Annotated in this window: 15 protein-coding genes; 8 read left to right on the top strand and 7 right to left on the bottom strand. The window is 72.7% G+C overall.

The annotated features are described in order from the left end of the window. Positions 1 to 142 precede the first annotated feature (142 nt). A complete protein-coding gene (locus tag NH2_RS11020; protein ID WP_084505454.1) occupies positions 143 to 1,087 on the top strand; it encodes an alpha/beta hydrolase in 945 nt (314 codons plus the stop codon). Here the strand turns inward: NH2_RS11020 and NH2_RS11015 are convergent. The 3 genes from NH2_RS11015 to NH2_RS11005 all read right to left on the bottom strand — a co-directional run bounded on the left by NH2_RS11015 (position 1,024) and on the right by NH2_RS11005 (position 3,894). Next, complete coding sequence (locus tag NH2_RS11015; protein ID WP_245650529.1) at positions 1,024 to 2,244, bottom strand: SpoIIE family protein phosphatase; 1,221 nt, start codon at positions 2,242 to 2,244, stop codon at positions 1,024 to 1,026. The genes NH2_RS11020 and NH2_RS11015 overlap by 64 nt on opposite strands. A 71-nt stretch (positions 2,245 to 2,315) precedes the next feature. Beyond that, a complete protein-coding gene (locus NH2_RS11010; protein ID WP_067652161.1) occupies positions 2,316 to 3,146 on the bottom strand; it encodes an alpha/beta fold hydrolase in 831 nt (276 codons plus the stop codon). Positions 3,147 to 3,246: 100 nt separating this feature from the next. Next, positions 3,247 to 3,894, bottom strand: coding sequence for a TetR/AcrR family transcriptional regulator (locus tag NH2_RS11005; RefSeq protein WP_067652158.1), 648 nt, complete (start codon positions 3,892 to 3,894; stop codon positions 3,247 to 3,249). Between the two features lie 75 nt (positions 3,895 to 3,969). Here NH2_RS11005 and NH2_RS11000 point away from each other — a divergent pair, with 75 nt between their 5' ends. Beyond that, positions 3,970 to 4,458: a nitroreductase family deazaflavin-dependent oxidoreductase gene (locus tag NH2_RS11000; protein WP_067652155.1), complete on the top strand. Its 489-nt coding sequence runs from the start codon at positions 3,970 to 3,972 to the stop codon at positions 4,456 to 4,458. Here NH2_RS11000 and NH2_RS10995 read toward each other — a convergent pair. After that, positions 4,449 to 5,399, bottom strand: a complete 951-nt coding sequence (locus tag NH2_RS10995; RefSeq protein WP_067652572.1) for an adenylate/guanylate cyclase domain-containing protein — start codon at positions 5,397 to 5,399, stop codon at positions 4,449 to 4,451. The two genes, NH2_RS11000 and NH2_RS10995, sit on opposite strands and share 10 nt — an antisense overlap. A 163-nt stretch (positions 5,400 to 5,562) precedes the next feature. On the opposite strand from NH2_RS10995, the gene NH2_RS10990 reads away from it, so the two are divergent. The 5 genes from NH2_RS10990 (at position 5,563) to NH2_RS10970 (ending at position 10,041) form a co-directional block, all read left to right on the top strand. Continuing rightward, positions 5,563 to 5,961 carry a GNAT family N-acetyltransferase gene (locus NH2_RS10990; protein WP_067652152.1) on the top strand — a complete coding sequence of 133 codons (399 nt, stop codon included), beginning with the start codon at positions 5,563 to 5,565 and terminating at the stop codon, positions 5,959 to 5,961. Between the two features lie 289 nt (positions 5,962 to 6,250). Further along, positions 6,251 to 7,195 carry an ADP-ribosylglycohydrolase family protein gene (locus NH2_RS10985; protein ID WP_218021682.1) on the top strand — a complete coding sequence of 315 codons (945 nt, stop codon included), beginning with the start codon at positions 6,251 to 6,253 and terminating at the stop codon, positions 7,193 to 7,195. A gap of 381 nt (positions 7,196 to 7,576) precedes the next feature. Beyond that, positions 7,577 to 8,224 carry an MspA family porin gene (locus NH2_RS10980; protein ID WP_067652149.1) on the top strand — a complete coding sequence of 216 codons (648 nt, stop codon included), beginning with the start codon at positions 7,577 to 7,579 and terminating at the stop codon, positions 8,222 to 8,224. Between the two features lie 36 nt (positions 8,225 to 8,260). Continuing rightward, positions 8,261 to 8,911, top strand: coding sequence for a response regulator transcription factor (locus NH2_RS10975; protein WP_067652146.1), 651 nt, complete (start codon positions 8,261 to 8,263; stop codon positions 8,909 to 8,911). Next, a complete protein-coding gene (locus NH2_RS10970) occupies positions 8,908 to 10,041 on the top strand; it encodes a sensor histidine kinase (protein WP_067652143.1) in 1,134 nt (377 codons plus the stop codon). Before NH2_RS10975 ends, NH2_RS10970 begins: the two co-directional genes overlap by 4 nt. Here the strand turns inward: NH2_RS10970 and NH2_RS10965 are convergent. From NH2_RS10965 to NH2_RS10955, 3 genes are all read right to left on the bottom strand, one after another. Further along, positions 10,035 to 10,388: a hemophore-related protein gene (locus tag NH2_RS10965; protein ID WP_067652140.1), complete on the bottom strand. Its 354-nt coding sequence runs from the start codon at positions 10,386 to 10,388 to the stop codon at positions 10,035 to 10,037. The two genes, NH2_RS10970 and NH2_RS10965, sit on opposite strands and share 7 nt — an antisense overlap. A 99-nt stretch (positions 10,389 to 10,487) precedes the next feature. Continuing rightward, positions 10,488 to 11,723 carry an arginine deiminase gene (locus NH2_RS10960; RefSeq protein ID WP_067652137.1) on the bottom strand — a complete coding sequence of 412 codons (1,236 nt, stop codon included), beginning with the start codon at positions 11,721 to 11,723 and terminating at the stop codon, positions 10,488 to 10,490. Between the two features lie 12 nt (positions 11,724 to 11,735). Beyond that, positions 11,736 to 13,148: a basic amino acid/polyamine antiporter gene (locus tag NH2_RS10955; protein WP_067652133.1), complete on the bottom strand. Its 1,413-nt coding sequence runs from the start codon at positions 13,146 to 13,148 to the stop codon at positions 11,736 to 11,738. Positions 13,149 to 13,337: 189 nt separating this feature from the next. Here NH2_RS10955 and NH2_RS10950 point away from each other — a divergent pair, with 189 nt between their 5' ends. Next, a complete protein-coding gene (locus NH2_RS10950; RefSeq protein ID WP_067652130.1) occupies positions 13,338 to 14,594 on the top strand; it encodes a KasA/KasB family beta-ketoacyl-ACP synthase in 1,257 nt (418 codons plus the stop codon). The last annotated feature ends 10 nt before the right edge of the window (positions 14,595 to 14,604 follow it).

Raw genomic sequence — 14,604 nt, 5'->3', positions numbered from 1 at the left:
CCAGCCGCCCCGCCCGGCCAGCCGAATCCCCTCGCGACCCAGCACCGAACGAGAGGGGCCATCCACCGTGATCTCACCGCGATCGGCACGGACGGCGCTCGCGCGCCTCGCCCTGGCCGCCGCGCTCGGCGCCGCCGGGCTGATGGGCACCGTGAGCAGCGCGACCGCGGCGCCCGGCGCCCGCGTGGTCGGTGCCGAGCAGGTGAACGACCGGCAGCAGAACGTGCAGGTCTTCTCGCCCGCCATGAACCGGCCGATCACCGTCCAGGTCATCCGCGCCGCGAACACTAGCGTGCCCCGGCCGACGCTGTACCTGCTCAACGGCTCCGGCGGCGGCCCGAACGGCAGCGGCTGGGATGCCCAGACCGACGCCGTCGGCTTCCTCCGCGACCGCGACGTCAACGTGGTGACGCCCTACGGCGGCAGCAACTCCTACTACACCGACTGGATCCGCGCGGACGCCGCGCTCGGTTTCAACAGGTGGCAGACCTTCCTCAACGAGGAGCTGCCGCCGGTCATCGAGGCGTACCTGAACGCCGACGGCAACCGCGCGCTCGCCGGGGTCTCCATGAGCGGCACCTCGGTGCTGAACCTGGCCATCGCCAAGCCCGGCTTCTGGAACAGCGTCGCCTCCTACAGCGGCTGCGCCCAGACCTCCGACCCCATCGGCCACGAATTCGTCCGGATCACCGTGGAGAACTGGGGCGGCGGGCAGAGCGTCGAGAACATGTGGGGCCCCGCCTCCGACCCGCTCTGGCGCGCCAACGACCCGCTGCTCAACGCCGAGGGGCTGCGTGGCACCGCCGTCTACCTGAGCACCGGCAGCGGGCTCCCCGGCCCGCACGACAATGCCGCCGACCCGCGCGTCCGGGACGGGCGCATCCCGCTCCCGGTCCAGCTCGCCTTCGGCGGCCCCATCGAGGCGGCCATCCGCTACTGCACGCTCAACCTGACCGACCGGTTGCGAGAGCTGAACATCCCCGTCACCCTCGACGACCGCCCCACCGGAACCCACTCCTGGGGTTACTGGGAGGACGACCTCCGCACCTCGTGGCCCTTCCTGGCCGGGTCCATCGGGACGAGCTGAGCCGCCTCGGCGGGGAGCAGGTGCAGGGCGAGGAGGGCGGTGTCGTCGAGGACGCCGCCGCCGAGCTCGGCCAGCAGCTCGCGCAGGGCGGTGACGAGCTCGGTGGCGGTGGCCGGGGCCAGGTCGCGGACGAAGGCGAGCAGCCCCTCCTCGCCGTAGACGTCGGCGGGCCCGGTGCGCGCCTCGATGATCCCGTCGGAGTAGAGCAGCAGGGTGTCGCCGGGCAGCAGCATGGTGCTGACGGTGGTGATGTCGGCTTCGGGCAGCACCCCGATGAGCTGGCCACCTGCGGTGGGCAGGAAGTCGGCGGAGCCGTCGGCGCGCAGCAGCAGCGCGGCCGGGTGGCCGCCGCCGGCGAGCGCGATGTGCGCGGCGTCCCTGCCGAGCGTGAGCTGGCCGTAGAGGACGGTGCAGAAGCGCGGGTCGTCGGGGTGGTGCGCGTCGAGCATGACCCGGTTGAGCCGGCTGAGCACCGAGTCCGGCTCCGGGTCCTGCACCGCGGCGCCGCGCAGCGTGTACCGCACCCGGGAGGTGAGCGCCGCCGCCTCCGCGCCCTTGCCGCAGACGTCGCCGAGGAAGAAACCCCAGCGTCCCGGCGCGAGCGGGAACAGGTCGTAGAAATCGCCGCCGACCTCGTCCAGCGAGGCGATGTGGTAGTGCGCGGCGACGTCCAACCCGGGCACCGGCTCCAGCGCGGGCGGCAGCAGGGTGCGCTGCAGGATGGTGTTGACGCGCTGCAGCCGCTCCCGCTCCCGCTCCGCCTCGCGCCGGGCGCGCAGCAACTCGGCCTCGTAGGCGCGGCGGTCCCGCGCGTCGAAGACGGTGGTGCGGATGAGCTGCGGCTGGCCGTCCGCCCCCGCCTTCACCACCGAGCTGATCAGCACCGGCAGCCGCTCGCCGCCCGCGGTGCGCAGCTCCAGCGCGATCCCCGTGACCTCGCCCTGCATCCGGAGCAGCGGCGCGAAGTGGGTTTCGTGGTAGAGCCGCCCGCCGACGGTGAGCAGGTCGTTGAAGTGCCGCCGCCCGACGAGTTCCGCGCGGGTATAGCCGAGCCACTCCAGCAGGGTGTTGTTGACCTTGGCTATCTGTCCGTCCAGCAGCGTGGAGAGGTAGCCGCACGGCGCGTTCTCGTAGAGATCCTCGATGTTGTCCTCCAGTAGTGCGGAGAACTCCGCCGCGTCCGCGGCCGCCCGCGCGGGGTGGGCGCCGGACTCGCCGGGGGCGCCGATCACGATGGCCCGCCGCCCGGCCCGTCCAGCTCGGTGACGAAGGCGCGAATGGCCTGCGCGGTCTCCTCCGGTGCCGCCAGCTGCGGGCAGTGCCCGGTGGCGTCGAGCGTGACCAGCGTACTGCCCGCGATCTCGGCCTGCACGAACGCGCCGACCTCGGGCGGGGCGATGGCATCGTTCGAGCACTGCGCGACCAGCGTCGGCACCCGCACCGCGGCCAGGTCGCCACGGTTGTCGGAGAGGAAGGTGACCCGGGCGAAGACGCTCGCGATGGCGGGGTCGGTGCGGCAGAACTGGTTCTCCAGCTCGGCGGCGAGCTCGGGCCGGTCCGGGTTGCCCATGATCATCGGGGCCGCTGCGCCGGACCAGCCGAGGTAGTTGGCGTCCAGCGACTCCAGCAGCTCGTCGATGTCGGCTGTGCTGAACCCACCGCGGTACCCGGCCGCCGGGTCGTCGATGAAGCACGGGCTGGGGGCGAGCAGCACCAGCCCGGCGAACAGCTCCGGCGCCGCGGTGGCCGCGAGCACGCCCATGGTCGCGGCCACCGAGTGCCCGACGAAGACCACCGGCCCGAGGTCGATCTCCCGGCACACCTCGACGACGTCCTCGGCGTAGGCGCGCATCTCGCCGTAGCGCTCGGCGCTCCACGCGGAGAGGTCGGAGCCGCCCGCGCCGACGTGGTCGAAGAGCACCACGGTGAAGTCCGGCTCGAGCAGCGGGGCCACCAGCCGCCACATGTTCTGGTCGCAGCCGAAGCCGTGCGCCAGCACCACCACCGGGGCGCCGGTGCGCCCGGAAACCGCGACCCGGTTCCTCGCAACCACGTTCATCCGTCCATCCTGACACGCCGGGCCGCGACAGCCCCCCGCAGCGGAGCAACTTCGGGGAAATCATTCGCAGTCAAGCGTTTTCGATCATGCGAGTATTCGCTCATGGCTCGGCGCGGCTTCGTAATCCGTCCAGGATCAGCTCCAGGCCGTAGTCGAATTCGTCGCCGTGGTCGTACCCCGCGCGCAGCACGTGGTGCTCGGCGAATTCGAGGAAGTACGGATAGTCCCCGTCTCGCACGGAATCCAGGATGCCGGTCGCCACCTCTGCGGTCTCTGCCGGGCCGTCGAAGGGCAGCGTGGCCTCCTGGAGCGCGAAGCCGTAGACGTAGCTGTCCAGCACCGAATACGCGTGCGCGGTGAGCTCCAGCGAGAAGCCGGCGCGGCGCAGGCAGCCGATGACCGCGTCGTGGTGCCGCAGCGTCGCCTGCCCCGGCGCCGCCCTCGACTCCATCAGCCCGACCGCCCAGCGGTGCCTGGCCAGGGCCGATCGCGCGGAGCGGGCCCGCCTGCGCATGGCGTCCTGCCAGTCCTCGCCCATGCCGGGCAGCTCGATCTCGGCGAAGACCAGATCGACCATGCCGTCCAGCAGGTCGCCCTTGCCGCGCACGTGGTTGTACAGCGACATGGCCTCCACCCCGAGCAGGGTGCCGAGCCGGCGCATGGTCAGCGAACCGATGCCGTGCTCGTCGGCGAAGGCGACGGCGGCGCGCAGGACGTGCTCGCGGGTGAGCGGTGTGCGTGGGGGCATCGACACCTCGGGATTGACGGTACTTACGACGTAAGCCTACGATACTTACGATGTAAGCCCGAGGCTGGAGGAACCATGAAGGTCGTGCTCGTCGTCGTGATCGCGCTGGTCGCGGTGGTGGTGCTGCTACTCACGGTGCTGTGGGCCGGGCTGCGCTGGCAGATTCCGCCGGTGGTGACCGCTGTGCGGCAGCTCAACAAGCGGTTCACCAACCGCAGGGTGATCGGCACCGCGGGCAGCGCGGACTCGCACACCGCGGTGATCGTGCACGTCGGGCGGAAATCCGGGCGGGAGTACAGCACCCCGGTGGACGCGGTGCCCGCCGGTGACGGCTTCCTGATCGCGCTGCCCTACGGCACCAGCGCCGACTGGCTGCGCAATGTGCGCGCCGCGGGCGCGGCGACCGTCGGCGTCGGCGGCGAGCGGATCGCGGTGGACCGGCCGGAGCTGGTCGAGACCGCCGAGGTGCGCGCGCTGCTGCCGCGCGGCGCCCGGCTGATGCTCGGGCTGTTCGGGGTGCGGCAGTGCCTGCGGGTGCGCCGGGCGGCGCCGGTTCAGGGCTGAGTGGGCAGCAGGACGTGCGGGCGCAGCCGGTCGAAGTCGCGCACTCGCACGCTGCGCAGGTTCTGCGTGCGGAACTCCGGCTCGCCGTCCAGCTCGGCCGCCGCGGCGTCGTCGATCAGGATGGTGCCGGGGCGGGCGACGCCGGTGAGCCGGGCCGCGGCGTTCACCGTGGAGCCGTAGAGGTCGCCGAAGCGCTGCAGCACCGGCCCGTAGGCGATGGCGACCCGGAGGTCGGGGGTGCCGCCGACCATCATGGTCGACTCCTGCACCGCGACCGCGATCCGCGCCGCCGCCAGCACCGTCTCGGCGGCGAACATCACCTCGTCGCCCACGTTCTTGATCACCCAGCCGCCGTTGTCGGTGATCGCCGCCGCCGTGGTGGATTCGAAAGCCTCCAGCAGCGTGGACAATTCGTCCACGTGCAGGTGGCGGGTGAGCCGGGTGTAGCCGACCATGTCGGCGAAACCGACCGCGAGCGTACGGATGTGGTCCGCGCCCGCGCTGCCGTCCAGCGAGCGGGTGACGGCGGCGGCCAGGTGCCTGCGCCAGGTGTAGCGCTGCAGCTCCTCGAAGGCGTCCAGGGTGAATTCGGTTGCCTCGCGCAGGGATTCGGCCGAGTCGCCCTCGGTGCGGGCGGCCCTGGCCAGGATCTCGGTGGTGACCAGGTCGGCCTGCCACTCGGTGAGCCGCGCCATGCTCTGCCCGAGCGTGCGGGCCGAGGCGGCGACCACCCGCGGGTCCGCGGACCGGAAGACCGTGAGGTCGCGGAAGAGCCGGACCGCGGCCACATCCAGCCCCGTGTACTCGACGGCGTCGTCCGAGCCCGCCGGGAAGCCGAGCGCGCTCCACAGCTTGCGCGAGGTCTCCGGCGTCACCTCCGCCTGCTCGGCCACCTCCGCCCTGGTGAAGCGGCGCTCGGCACCGAGCAGATACGACTCCATGATCGAGCGCACCAGCTCGGAGACCTCGGTCGATACCACCCGGACCACCTTACGGTGAACCGGATGGTTTGGGAGCGTGCCGGTTCCACCCCGCTCGCGGGGGTTCCGGCGGGACCGGTCGGGTTCAGGTGTGAGCGAGGTTCCGAGGTGCAGGGGGTGCGCGATGTCATCCGCTGATCCGCGCGTCCGCGCCCTGCTCGCGCTTGCCGTCGGCGGTACGGGCCCGCGCCTCGACCGCGCACTGGCCGCCTACCACTCCGGCGCGGCCGAACTCGCCCTGACCTGCGTCGGCGGCGAACCCGTCGCGATCGCCGGATACCGCCGTCACCCCGGCTACCTCGAGCTGCTCCACCTGGCGACCGCCCCCGGACACCGGCACCGCGGCCTCGCCGCCGCCCTCCTCACCGACCTCCGGCGCCGCTTCCCGGAGCTGCCCGTCCGGGCCGAGACCGACTCCGATGCGGTCGGCTTCTACCGCCGCCTCGGCTTCGCGGTCACGTCGCTGGGCGAGAGGTATCCGGGGGTGGAGCGGTTCACCGTGTCGCTGTCCCCGCTGACCTGATCTTCCGGGTGGACCGGGAACGCCTCGGGTTCGGGACCGTCGAAAGACGGCGGCGAGGCAGGCGGAGGTGCCGCCGGCGTAGGCGACGTTCAGGTCACCGTTGCCGCAGACGCACCAGGCCCGGTCGTCGGGCCACCAGGGCGCCGGGGTGATGCCGTGCAGGTCCGCGCCCGCGGATTCGATGGTGTCGCGGACCAGGAAGTAGCCGAGGTCGCCGACGCGCAGGACCGGCGCGGCGTCGCGGAGCACTTGCCACCGCCGACCCCCGCTCGGCAGGATGGCGAACGCCATGACCCTCGACTTCGCGCTGGACAGCCTGGACGGCCTCGCCGTCGGCGACGCGCTCGGCGCGCAGTTCTTCGTGCCGGGGACCTCCTTCGACGAGCTGCGGGCGGGCCGGCCGCCCGCGCCGCCGTGGGAGTGGACCGACGACACCGAGATGGCCTGTTCGGTCGTCACCGAGCTGCGGGCGCGCGGGGAGATCGACCGGGATGCGCTGGCGGCGGCCTTCGCCGAGCGGTGCGAGCCGTATCGGGGGTACGGGGCGGGGTCGGTGGTGGTGCTGCACCGGATCCGGGACGGGGTGCCGTGGGCGGTGGCGGCGGGGGAGGCGTTCGACGGCCGCGGGTCGTGGGGGAACGGTGCCGCCATGCGGGTGGCGCCGCTGGGCGCGTACTTCGCGGGCGAGCCGGATCGGGCGGCGGCGCAGGGTGCGCTCTCGGCGGAGGTGACGCATCGGCATCCCGAGGCCATCGCGGGTGCCATGGCGGTGGCCGTCGCCGCGAGCCATGCGGCGGCGTCCCGTGGAAAGGACTGTCCGGCAACGGAACTACTGCAGGTCGTCGAGCCGTACCTGATCGATGGCGGCACGGCGGCGGGCGTGCGGCGCGCGCAGACCCTGCTGGGCCGATCGGTGGCCGAGGCCGCCTACGAACTCGGCAACGGCGCGCAGGTGAGCGCCCAGGACACCGTTCCCTTCACGCTCTGGACCGCGGCCACCTTCCTGAACGACTTCCCGGCCGCCATCACCGCCTGCGTCGAGGCGGGCGGCGACGCCGACACCACCGCCGCCATCGTCGGCGGCATCGTGGCCGCGCACACCGGCCTGCCCGGCATTCCCGAGCAGTGGCGCACCGCCCGGGAACCCCTTCCCGACTGGGTCGAGCACCGGCCCGCGACGCCGCACACCCGCCCCTGGACGCCCGCCGACGGCGGTCCTGAGCGACGGAAGTAGACCGCCGTCACACCGTGGCTCCGCTCACACCCGTGGCGGCCGGGGCCGAAAGTGCAGACCCCGCCGCCACGGTCTGAAACACGGGTGAACGATTTACCGCTTCCGCCAGCCCGTCCGAGCCGACCTGGGCGAACGGGCGCCTCCGGCAACCACCCGGCGAGCGCGACTTCCCAACGTGTGGAAGGGTGTGCGCCCGGTGCACCGTGTGGTCGCGCGCACCGCACAGCTCCCGAGTCGGGCGGGGGCAGCCTGCGCACTCGGCCGGAGTCCGGCACGCTGCCTGTGGTGATCGCATTCCGCGAATTCCCGGCAAGCCGGTTCCGCGCCGCCGCCCGCCTCGGTCACCGCACCGCGCACGACGACGAACGGACACGCAGCACAATGACACGAGTTCCCTCGCACCCCTCCCGCGGCCACCGGGCCCGGCTCGTCACCGCGGGGCTCGCCGCCGCGATGGCCCTGACGTTCGGTGCGGGCACCGCCTTCGCGGACGTGGACAGCACGGACCGGGTGATCGACGGCAAGCAGCGCACGATCAGCGCCATCCAGGCCGACACCACCATCCGCGCGGTGCCGCCGCTGGACCGCAACCCGCTCACCCGGCAGTGGTTCCACGATGTCACCGCGAAGTTCACCGTCGAGGGCGACGGGGCCGAGGAGTTCGCGGGCACGATCAAGATCGGCTACCTGGTCGGCTTCCCGGCCACCGTCGACGGCCGCATCAAGTTCGGCTACTCCTCGCCGCGGGTCGGCATCGAGACCGACAACGGCATCCCGGGTCCCAAGCTCGACGTCGACCTGATCCCCACCGTCACCGGCGAGATCGAGACCGGCTTCGGGCCGGGCGTGCGGCAGATCGAGGCGGTCAGCGGCCGGATCACCGGTGCGGAGGGCAGCGTCCGGCTCACCAACTCCATCGGCACCGTCACCGGCGTGATCGGCACCGCGACGGTGCAGCCCTACGTCACCGTGGTCAGCGATACCGGCGACTCGGTCACCACCCTCGGCAAGCCCTACGAGGTGAACTAACAGCCACCCAACGCGCGTGCCGGGGAGGATGGCGGCATGCGAGTGCTCGTGGTCGAGGACGAAACCCTGCTTGCCGATGCCGTGGCCGCGGGGTTGCGCCGGTACGCCATGGCGGTGGACGTGGCCTACGACGGCGCAGCCGGGCTGGAGCGGGCCACCGTCAACGACTACGACGTGCTCGTCCTCGACCGCGACCTGCCCCTGCTCTCCGGCGACGAACTGTGCGCGGCGCTGGCGGGCGGCGCGGCGCGCATCCTGCTGCTGACCGCGGCGAGCGCGGTGGCGGAGCGGGTGGCCGGGCTCGGCCTCGGCGCCGACGACTACCTGACCAAGCCGTTCGCCTTCGCCGAGCTGGTCGCGCGGGTGCAGGCACTGGGCCGGAGGGCGGGCGCGGCCACCCCGCCGGTGCTGGAGCGCGCCGGGATCCGGCTCGACCCGCACCGCTTCGCGGCCAGCCGCGACGGCGCGCCGCTGCCGCTCTCCCGTAAGGAGTTCGCCGTGCTGCACGAATTGCTGCGGGCCGCGGGCGGGGTGGTCTCGGCGGAGCGGCTGCTGGAGAAAGCGTGGGACGAGCACATCGACCCGTTCACCGGCGTGGTCCGCTACACCATCATGAACGTGCGGCGGAAACTCGGCGATCCGCCGGTGATCGAGACCGAGCCCGGCGTCGGATACCGCATCCCGTGAGGCGGCGGACCATCCGGCTGCGGCTCACCGCGCTCTACGCGGGCGCGTTCTTCGCGGCGGGCGCGGTCCTGATCGCGCTCATCTACCTGTACCTGAGCCAGTTCCTCGGCAGGCAGCCCGGCGACGGCGGCGCCCCGCAACTGGTCCGCGAGTTCTTGGCGGCGAACCCGGAGCGGCCGCGCGCCGGGCACGCCGCCGAGTTGTTCAGCGCGCTGGGCGAGCAGGCCGCGCAGCGCCGCCGGGACACGCTCGAGGCCATGCTGCTGTGGTCGCTGCTGTGCCTCGGCGCGGTCGGGATCGGGGCCGCCGGGTTCGGCTGGCTGGTCGCCGGGCGCGTGCTGCAACCGCTGCAGCGGATCACCGCCACCGCGCGCCGGGTCGCGGGCACCAGCCTGCACGAGCGGATCGCGTTGGACGGCCCGCGCGACGAGCTCACCGACCTCGCCGACACCTTCGACGCCATGCTGGAGCGGCTGGACCGCGCCTTCGACGGCCAGCGCCGTTTCGTCGCCAATGCCGCGCACGAGCTGCGCACCCCGATCGCGGTGCAGCGCACGCTGGTCGAGGTGGCGCTGGACGACCCGGTCGCGCCCGAGGCCACCCGCGCGCTCGGCGCCACCCTGCTCGAGGTGAACCACCGGCACGAGCGGCTGATCGAGGGCCTGCTGCTGCTCGCGTGCACCGAGCAGCGGCTGCTCGACCGAGAACCCGTCGACCTGGCCCGGCTGGTGCGCGCGGTCGCGGCGCAGCAGCCGGGCGAGGTCGGGGTGCGCACCGAGCCGTGCGTGGTCGACGGCGACCCCGTGCTGCTCGAGCGGCTGATCGGCAACCTGCTCGACAACGCCGCCCGCTACAACGTGCCGGGCGGCTGGGTGCGGATCACGCTCTCCGGCGGCGCCGAGCTGCTGGTGGAGAACAGCGGCCCGCCGGTGACCGAGGTGGCCGGGCTGTTCGAGCCGTTCCGCCGCGGCGCCGAGCGGACCGGCGGCGCGCGCGGCGCCGGGCTCGGCCTCTCCATCGTGCGGTCGATCGCGCACGCGCACGACGGCGCGGCGCGCGCGGTCGCCCGGCCGGAAGGCGGCCTGGCGGTGACGATTTCACTGCCGCGCGCGCCGGGGAGCCCTCAGTAGCGGTGGCAGGTGTCCTGCAGGATCACCCGCATGCGGTCCCGGAACTGCTGAGCCCGCGGCGAATCCTTCCGCTCCCGCGCCTGCGGGTGGCTGTCCAGGAACTGCTGGACCCGCTGCTGCCGTTGCTCCGGGGAGAGCGCGAAGAAGGCGCGCGCCCGGTCCCGTGCCTCCGGGTGCGCGTCCAGCCGGGCGGCGAGCCCCGGGAACTCGGCCCGCACCGCCGCCTCGACCTGCTCGTAGCTGCACGTGGTCGCGGGCAGCTCCGGCTCGGCCTGCGCGGGCGCGGCGGTGAGCAGCGCGCCGGTCGCGGCCAGCGCGGCGAGCGCCGAAGCGCGAACGATCCTCATGGTGAATCCCTTTCGTCTCCGGGCCACCGATCGCGGCCCGGTGCCGAGTCCACCAGCCGGGGTGTTGGGTGGGCGTCAGCCCTCGGTGATCGGCCCACCCTAGAACTCCACCGGGTCCCGGACGAGCGGGCAGGTCATGCAGTGCCCGCCGCCGCGCCCGCGCCCGAGCTCCGCGCCGACGATGGTGATCACCTCGATGCCCTGGCGGCGCAGCGCGGTATTGGTGTGCGTATTGCGGTCGTAGGCGAAGACCACGCCCGGCTCGACGGCGACCAGGTTGTTCCCGCTGTCCCACTGCTGGCGCTCGTTGGCGTAGTAGCCGCCGCCGGTCTCCACCACCCGCAGCGCGGGCAGGTTCAGCGCGGACGCCACCACCTCGAGGAAGGTGCCGGATTCCTCGACCACCTCGATCCCGGGCGCGCGGTCCGCGGGGTACAGCGAGAAGGTGTGCAGCGCGTAGACGATGTCGGGGAAGACCGTCACCAGGTCGCGGTCGGCGAAGGTGAGCACGGTGTCCAGGTGCATGGCGGCGCGCAGCTTCGGCATCCCCGCCACGATCACCCGCTGCGCGGCGCCCGCCTCGAAGAGCGCCTTCGCCACCTGGGTGATGGCCTGCCGCGAGGTGCGCTCGCTCATCCCGATCAGCACCACGCCGTTGCCGACCGGCATCACGTCGCCGCCCTCGAAGGTGGCGAGCCCCCAGTCCCGCTCGGGATCGCCCCACCAGATCCGGGAGCCGGTGAAGCGCGGGTGGAAGGTGTAGAGCAGCTTCATGAGCAGCGTCTCGTCGTGCCGGGCGGGCCAGTACAGCGGATTCAGGGTGACGCCGCCGTAGATCCAGCAGGTGGTGTCGCGGGTGTAGAGCGTGTTCGGCAGCGGCGGCACCAGGTACTCGCGCACCCCGGTCTGCTCGCGGGCCAGCGCCAGGTAGCCGGAGCGGAAGTCGGCGGGCAGGTCGGCGGTGGCGAGCCCGCCGATGAGCTGGGTGGCGAGCGCGCGGTCGTCGAGCGCCTCCAGGTAGCCGCGGGTGTCGTCGACCAGCCCGAGCCCGACCTCGTTCGGCACGATCACCCGGTCCAGGATCCAGGCCCGCGCGCCGTCCAGGGCCAGCGCCTCGGTGAGCAGGTTGTGCAGCTCCAGCACCTCGACGCCGCGCTGCCGTAGCTTCGCGGCGAAGTCGAGGTGGTCGCGCCGGGCGTTCTGCACCCAGAGCACGTCGTCGAAGAGCAGGTCGTCGCAGTTCGAGGGGGTCAACCGCTCGTGCGCCAGGCCGGGGGCGCAGACCAGCACCGAGCGCAGGGTACCGACCTCCGAGTGCACACCGAATGCCGTCACGGCGTCTCCTTGTCAGATGGTGATGGTTCCGGTCGCCAGTGCCACGATGCCCGCGATCGCCCCGGCCACCGAGACGGCGAGCAGCACCCACTCGGTGCCGGCGAACGGGCGCCTGCCCTGCTCGCGCCGGGTCAGGACGAACAGGATCGAGCCCGGCGCGTAGACGAGGCAGGCGAGCAGCAGGTTGTCCGGGCCCGCCGCGAACACCAGGAACGCCGTGTACAGGGTGGCGAGCCCGGCGACGGCGAGGCCGCGGCCCGGCTCGCCGTCGCCGAGCGCGAGCTTCAGCGCGAACCCGGCGGCCAGCAGGTACGGCACCAGCGAGAGCACGCTGGTGAGCTGCAGGGTGAAGGCGAAGGCGTCCTCGGAGAAGAGCGTCACCACCAGCACCGCCTGGATCATGAGCGTGGTGAGCAGCAGCGCCGCCGACGGCACTCCGCTGGTATTGCTCCGCGCCAGCCACTTCGGCATGTCGTGGTCCTGTGCGGCGACGTAGAGCACCTCGGCGGCGAGCAGCGTCCACGCGAGGTAGGCGCCGAGCACCGAGACGATCAGCCCGATGCTGATGAACCAGGCGCCCCACGCCCCGACCACCGACTCCAGCACCGGCGCCATGGACGGCTGCCTGGTGGCGGCGAGCTCGGCCCGCGGCATGATGCCGTAGGCGACCATGGTCACCGAGGCGAAGATCGCCAGCACGCTGAGGAAGCCGAGCACGGTGGCGCGGCCGACGTCCTCCCGACGGCGCGCGTAGCGGGAGTAGACGCTGGCGCCCTCGATGCCGAGGAAGACGAAGACGGTGACCAGCATGGTCGAGCGCACCTGCTCGAAGAGCGACTGGCTGTACGCCTCGCCGCCCCAGAAGTTGTCGGCGAAGACCCCGCCGTCGAAGTAGACGAGCGCGATCACGATGAACACGAGGATCGGCACCAGCTTGGCGACGGTGACGATGCGGTTGATCGCCGCGGCCTCCCTGACCCCGCGTAGCACCATCGTGTGGAACAGCCAGATGAAGACCGAGGACAGCAGCACCGCGGGCACCGTATTGCCCTCGCCGAAGATCGGCAGCACCTGCCCGAGCGTCGACTTGATCAGCACCCAGTAGGTGACATTGCCGACGCAGGTGCTGGCCCAGAAGCCGAAGGCGGCGAAGAAGCCGGGGTACTCGCCGAACCCGGCCTTGGCGTAGGCGTAGATGCCTGCGTCCAGGTCCGGGCGGCGCACGGCGAGCCGCTGGAAGACGAAGGCCAGCATGAGCATCCCGCCGCCCGCGATGCTCCACGCGACCAGCGCGCCGAAGCCGCCGGTGGCCTGGCCGAAGTTGCGGGGCAGCGAGAACACCCCTGCCCCGACCATGGAGCCGACCACCATGGCGGCGAGCGTCGGCAGCGACAGGGTGCGGGTCGTGCTCTTCTCGTTGTCCATCGAGGAGTCTTTCGCCGGGCGTGCGATCCGGACGTGCTCGGTTCGACCGACTATACGGGAGCTTTGCTGGAAATTCGCTGTGGTGCGACCCGGCTGACTGCGCGCGCCAGCCCGGCGCGCGGTGGGTGCGCGCCGCGCGCCGGGGTCCGTAGGGTGGCGGGAGGTCGGGCGGGAGAAGGGGAGTTGATTGTGACGGTACGCAATCCGTTCGCCGCGGACGGCCGCTGGCCGGACGTGGTGGTCACCGCGGTGGCGGCGACGACCTCGCTGGCAGGCAGCGCCGACGAGACCTGGACCAGGCTGCTCGCGGGCGAGTCCGGCATCACCGAGCTGGATCAGCCGTGGCTGGCCGAGCACGAGCTGCCGGTGCGGATCGGCGGTTCGCTGAAGGAGCCGCCGAACACCCAGCTCTCCCGGGTGGAGCTGCGCAGGCTGGCCTACGTGGAGCAGCTGGCGACGGTGCTCGGCAGGCAGGTGTGGGCGGCCGCGGGCAGCCCCGAGGTGGATCGCGACCGGCTGGCGGTGGCCATCGGCACCGGACAGGGCGGCGGTGACGCGGTGGTCGCCGCGCGGGACGCGCTGGTGGAGCACGGGTATCGGAAGATCTCGCCGCTCGCGGTGCAGATGATGATGCCGAACGGGCCGTCCGCGGTGGTCGGGCTGGAGCTGCGGGCACGGGCCGGGGTGGTGACGCCGGTCTCGGCCTGCTCCTCCGGGTCGGAGGCGATCGCCAATGCCTGGCAGATGATCGCCATGGGCGATGCCGACATCGTGGTAACCGGCGGCGTCGAGGGTTACATCGACCCGGTGCCGATCGCGGCCTTCTCCATGATGCGGGCCATGAGCACCCGCAACGACGACCCGGCCGCGGCCTCGCGGCCCTTCGACGCCGACCGGGACGGCTTCGTGTTCGGCGAGGCCGGTGCGCTGCTGGTACTGGAGACCGAGGCGCACGCGCGGGCGCGCGGGGCGACGATCCTGGCCCGGCTGCTCGGTGCGGGCGTCACCTCCGACGGCTTCCACCTGGTCGCCCCCGACCCGGAGGGCGCGGGCGCGGCGCGGGCCATCACCAAGGCGCTGCGCCGAGCGGGGCTGGCGGGCTCCGATATCGGGCACGTGAACGCGCACGCCACCGCCACCCCCATCGGCGACACCGCCGAGGCGTCGGCCATCGCGAAGGCGGTGGGCACGCACCCGGCGGTCTACGCGCCGAAATCGGCGCTCGGCCACTCCATCGGCGCCTCCGGCGCGCTGGAGTCGGTGCTGACCGTGTTCAGCCTGCGCGACGAGATCATCCCGCCCACTCTGAACCTGGAGAACCAGGACCCCGCGGTCCCGCTCGACATCGTCGCCCGCGAACCCCGCCGCGGCCGCTTCGACTACGCCGTCAACAACTCCTTCGGCTTCGGCGGCCACAACACCGCCCTGGTCTTCGGCCGGGCCTGAGAAACGACCG

This window comes from Nocardia harenae NBRC 108248, from assembly GCF_001612885.1.
GTDB lineage: Bacteria > Actinomycetota > Actinomycetes > Mycobacteriales > Mycobacteriaceae > Nocardia > Nocardia harenae.
The sequence above is the reverse complement of the archived record's forward strand: the minus strand, read 5'-3'. Positions and strand labels throughout refer to the sequence as shown.

Excerpts from the sequence above, each read along its gene's own strand:
- NH2_RS11020 (WP_084505454.1), top strand. The coding sequence starts at position 143 with ATGGGCACCGTGAGCAGCGCGACCGCGGCGCCCGGCGCCCGCGTGGTC.
- NH2_RS11010 (WP_067652161.1), bottom strand. The coding sequence starts at position 3,146 with ATGAACGTGGTTGCGAGGAACCGGGTCGCGGTTTCCGGGCGCACCGGC.
- NH2_RS11005 (WP_067652158.1), bottom strand. The coding sequence starts at position 3,894 with ATGCCCCCACGCACACCGCTCACCCGCGAGCACGTCCTGCGCGCCGCC.
- NH2_RS11000 (WP_067652155.1), top strand. The coding sequence starts at position 3,970 with ATGAAGGTCGTGCTCGTCGTCGTGATCGCGCTGGTCGCGGTGGTGGTG.
- NH2_RS10995 (WP_067652572.1), bottom strand. The coding sequence starts at position 5,399 with ATGGAGTCGTATCTGCTCGGTGCCGAGCGCCGCTTCACCAGGGCGGAG.
- NH2_RS10990 (WP_067652152.1), top strand. The coding sequence starts at position 5,563 with ATGTCATCCGCTGATCCGCGCGTCCGCGCCCTGCTCGCGCTTGCCGTC.
- NH2_RS10985 (WP_218021682.1), top strand. The coding sequence starts at position 6,251 with ATGACCCTCGACTTCGCGCTGGACAGCCTGGACGGCCTCGCCGTCGGC.
- NH2_RS10980 (WP_067652149.1), top strand. The coding sequence starts at position 7,577 with ATGACACGAGTTCCCTCGCACCCCTCCCGCGGCCACCGGGCCCGGCTC.
- NH2_RS10975 (WP_067652146.1), top strand. The coding sequence starts at position 8,261 with ATGCGAGTGCTCGTGGTCGAGGACGAAACCCTGCTTGCCGATGCCGTG.
- NH2_RS10965 (WP_067652140.1), bottom strand. The coding sequence starts at position 10,388 with ATGAGGATCGTTCGCGCTTCGGCGCTCGCCGCGCTGGCCGCGACCGGC.
- NH2_RS10955 (WP_067652133.1), bottom strand. The coding sequence starts at position 13,148 with ATGGACAACGAGAAGAGCACGACCCGCACCCTGTCGCTGCCGACGCTC.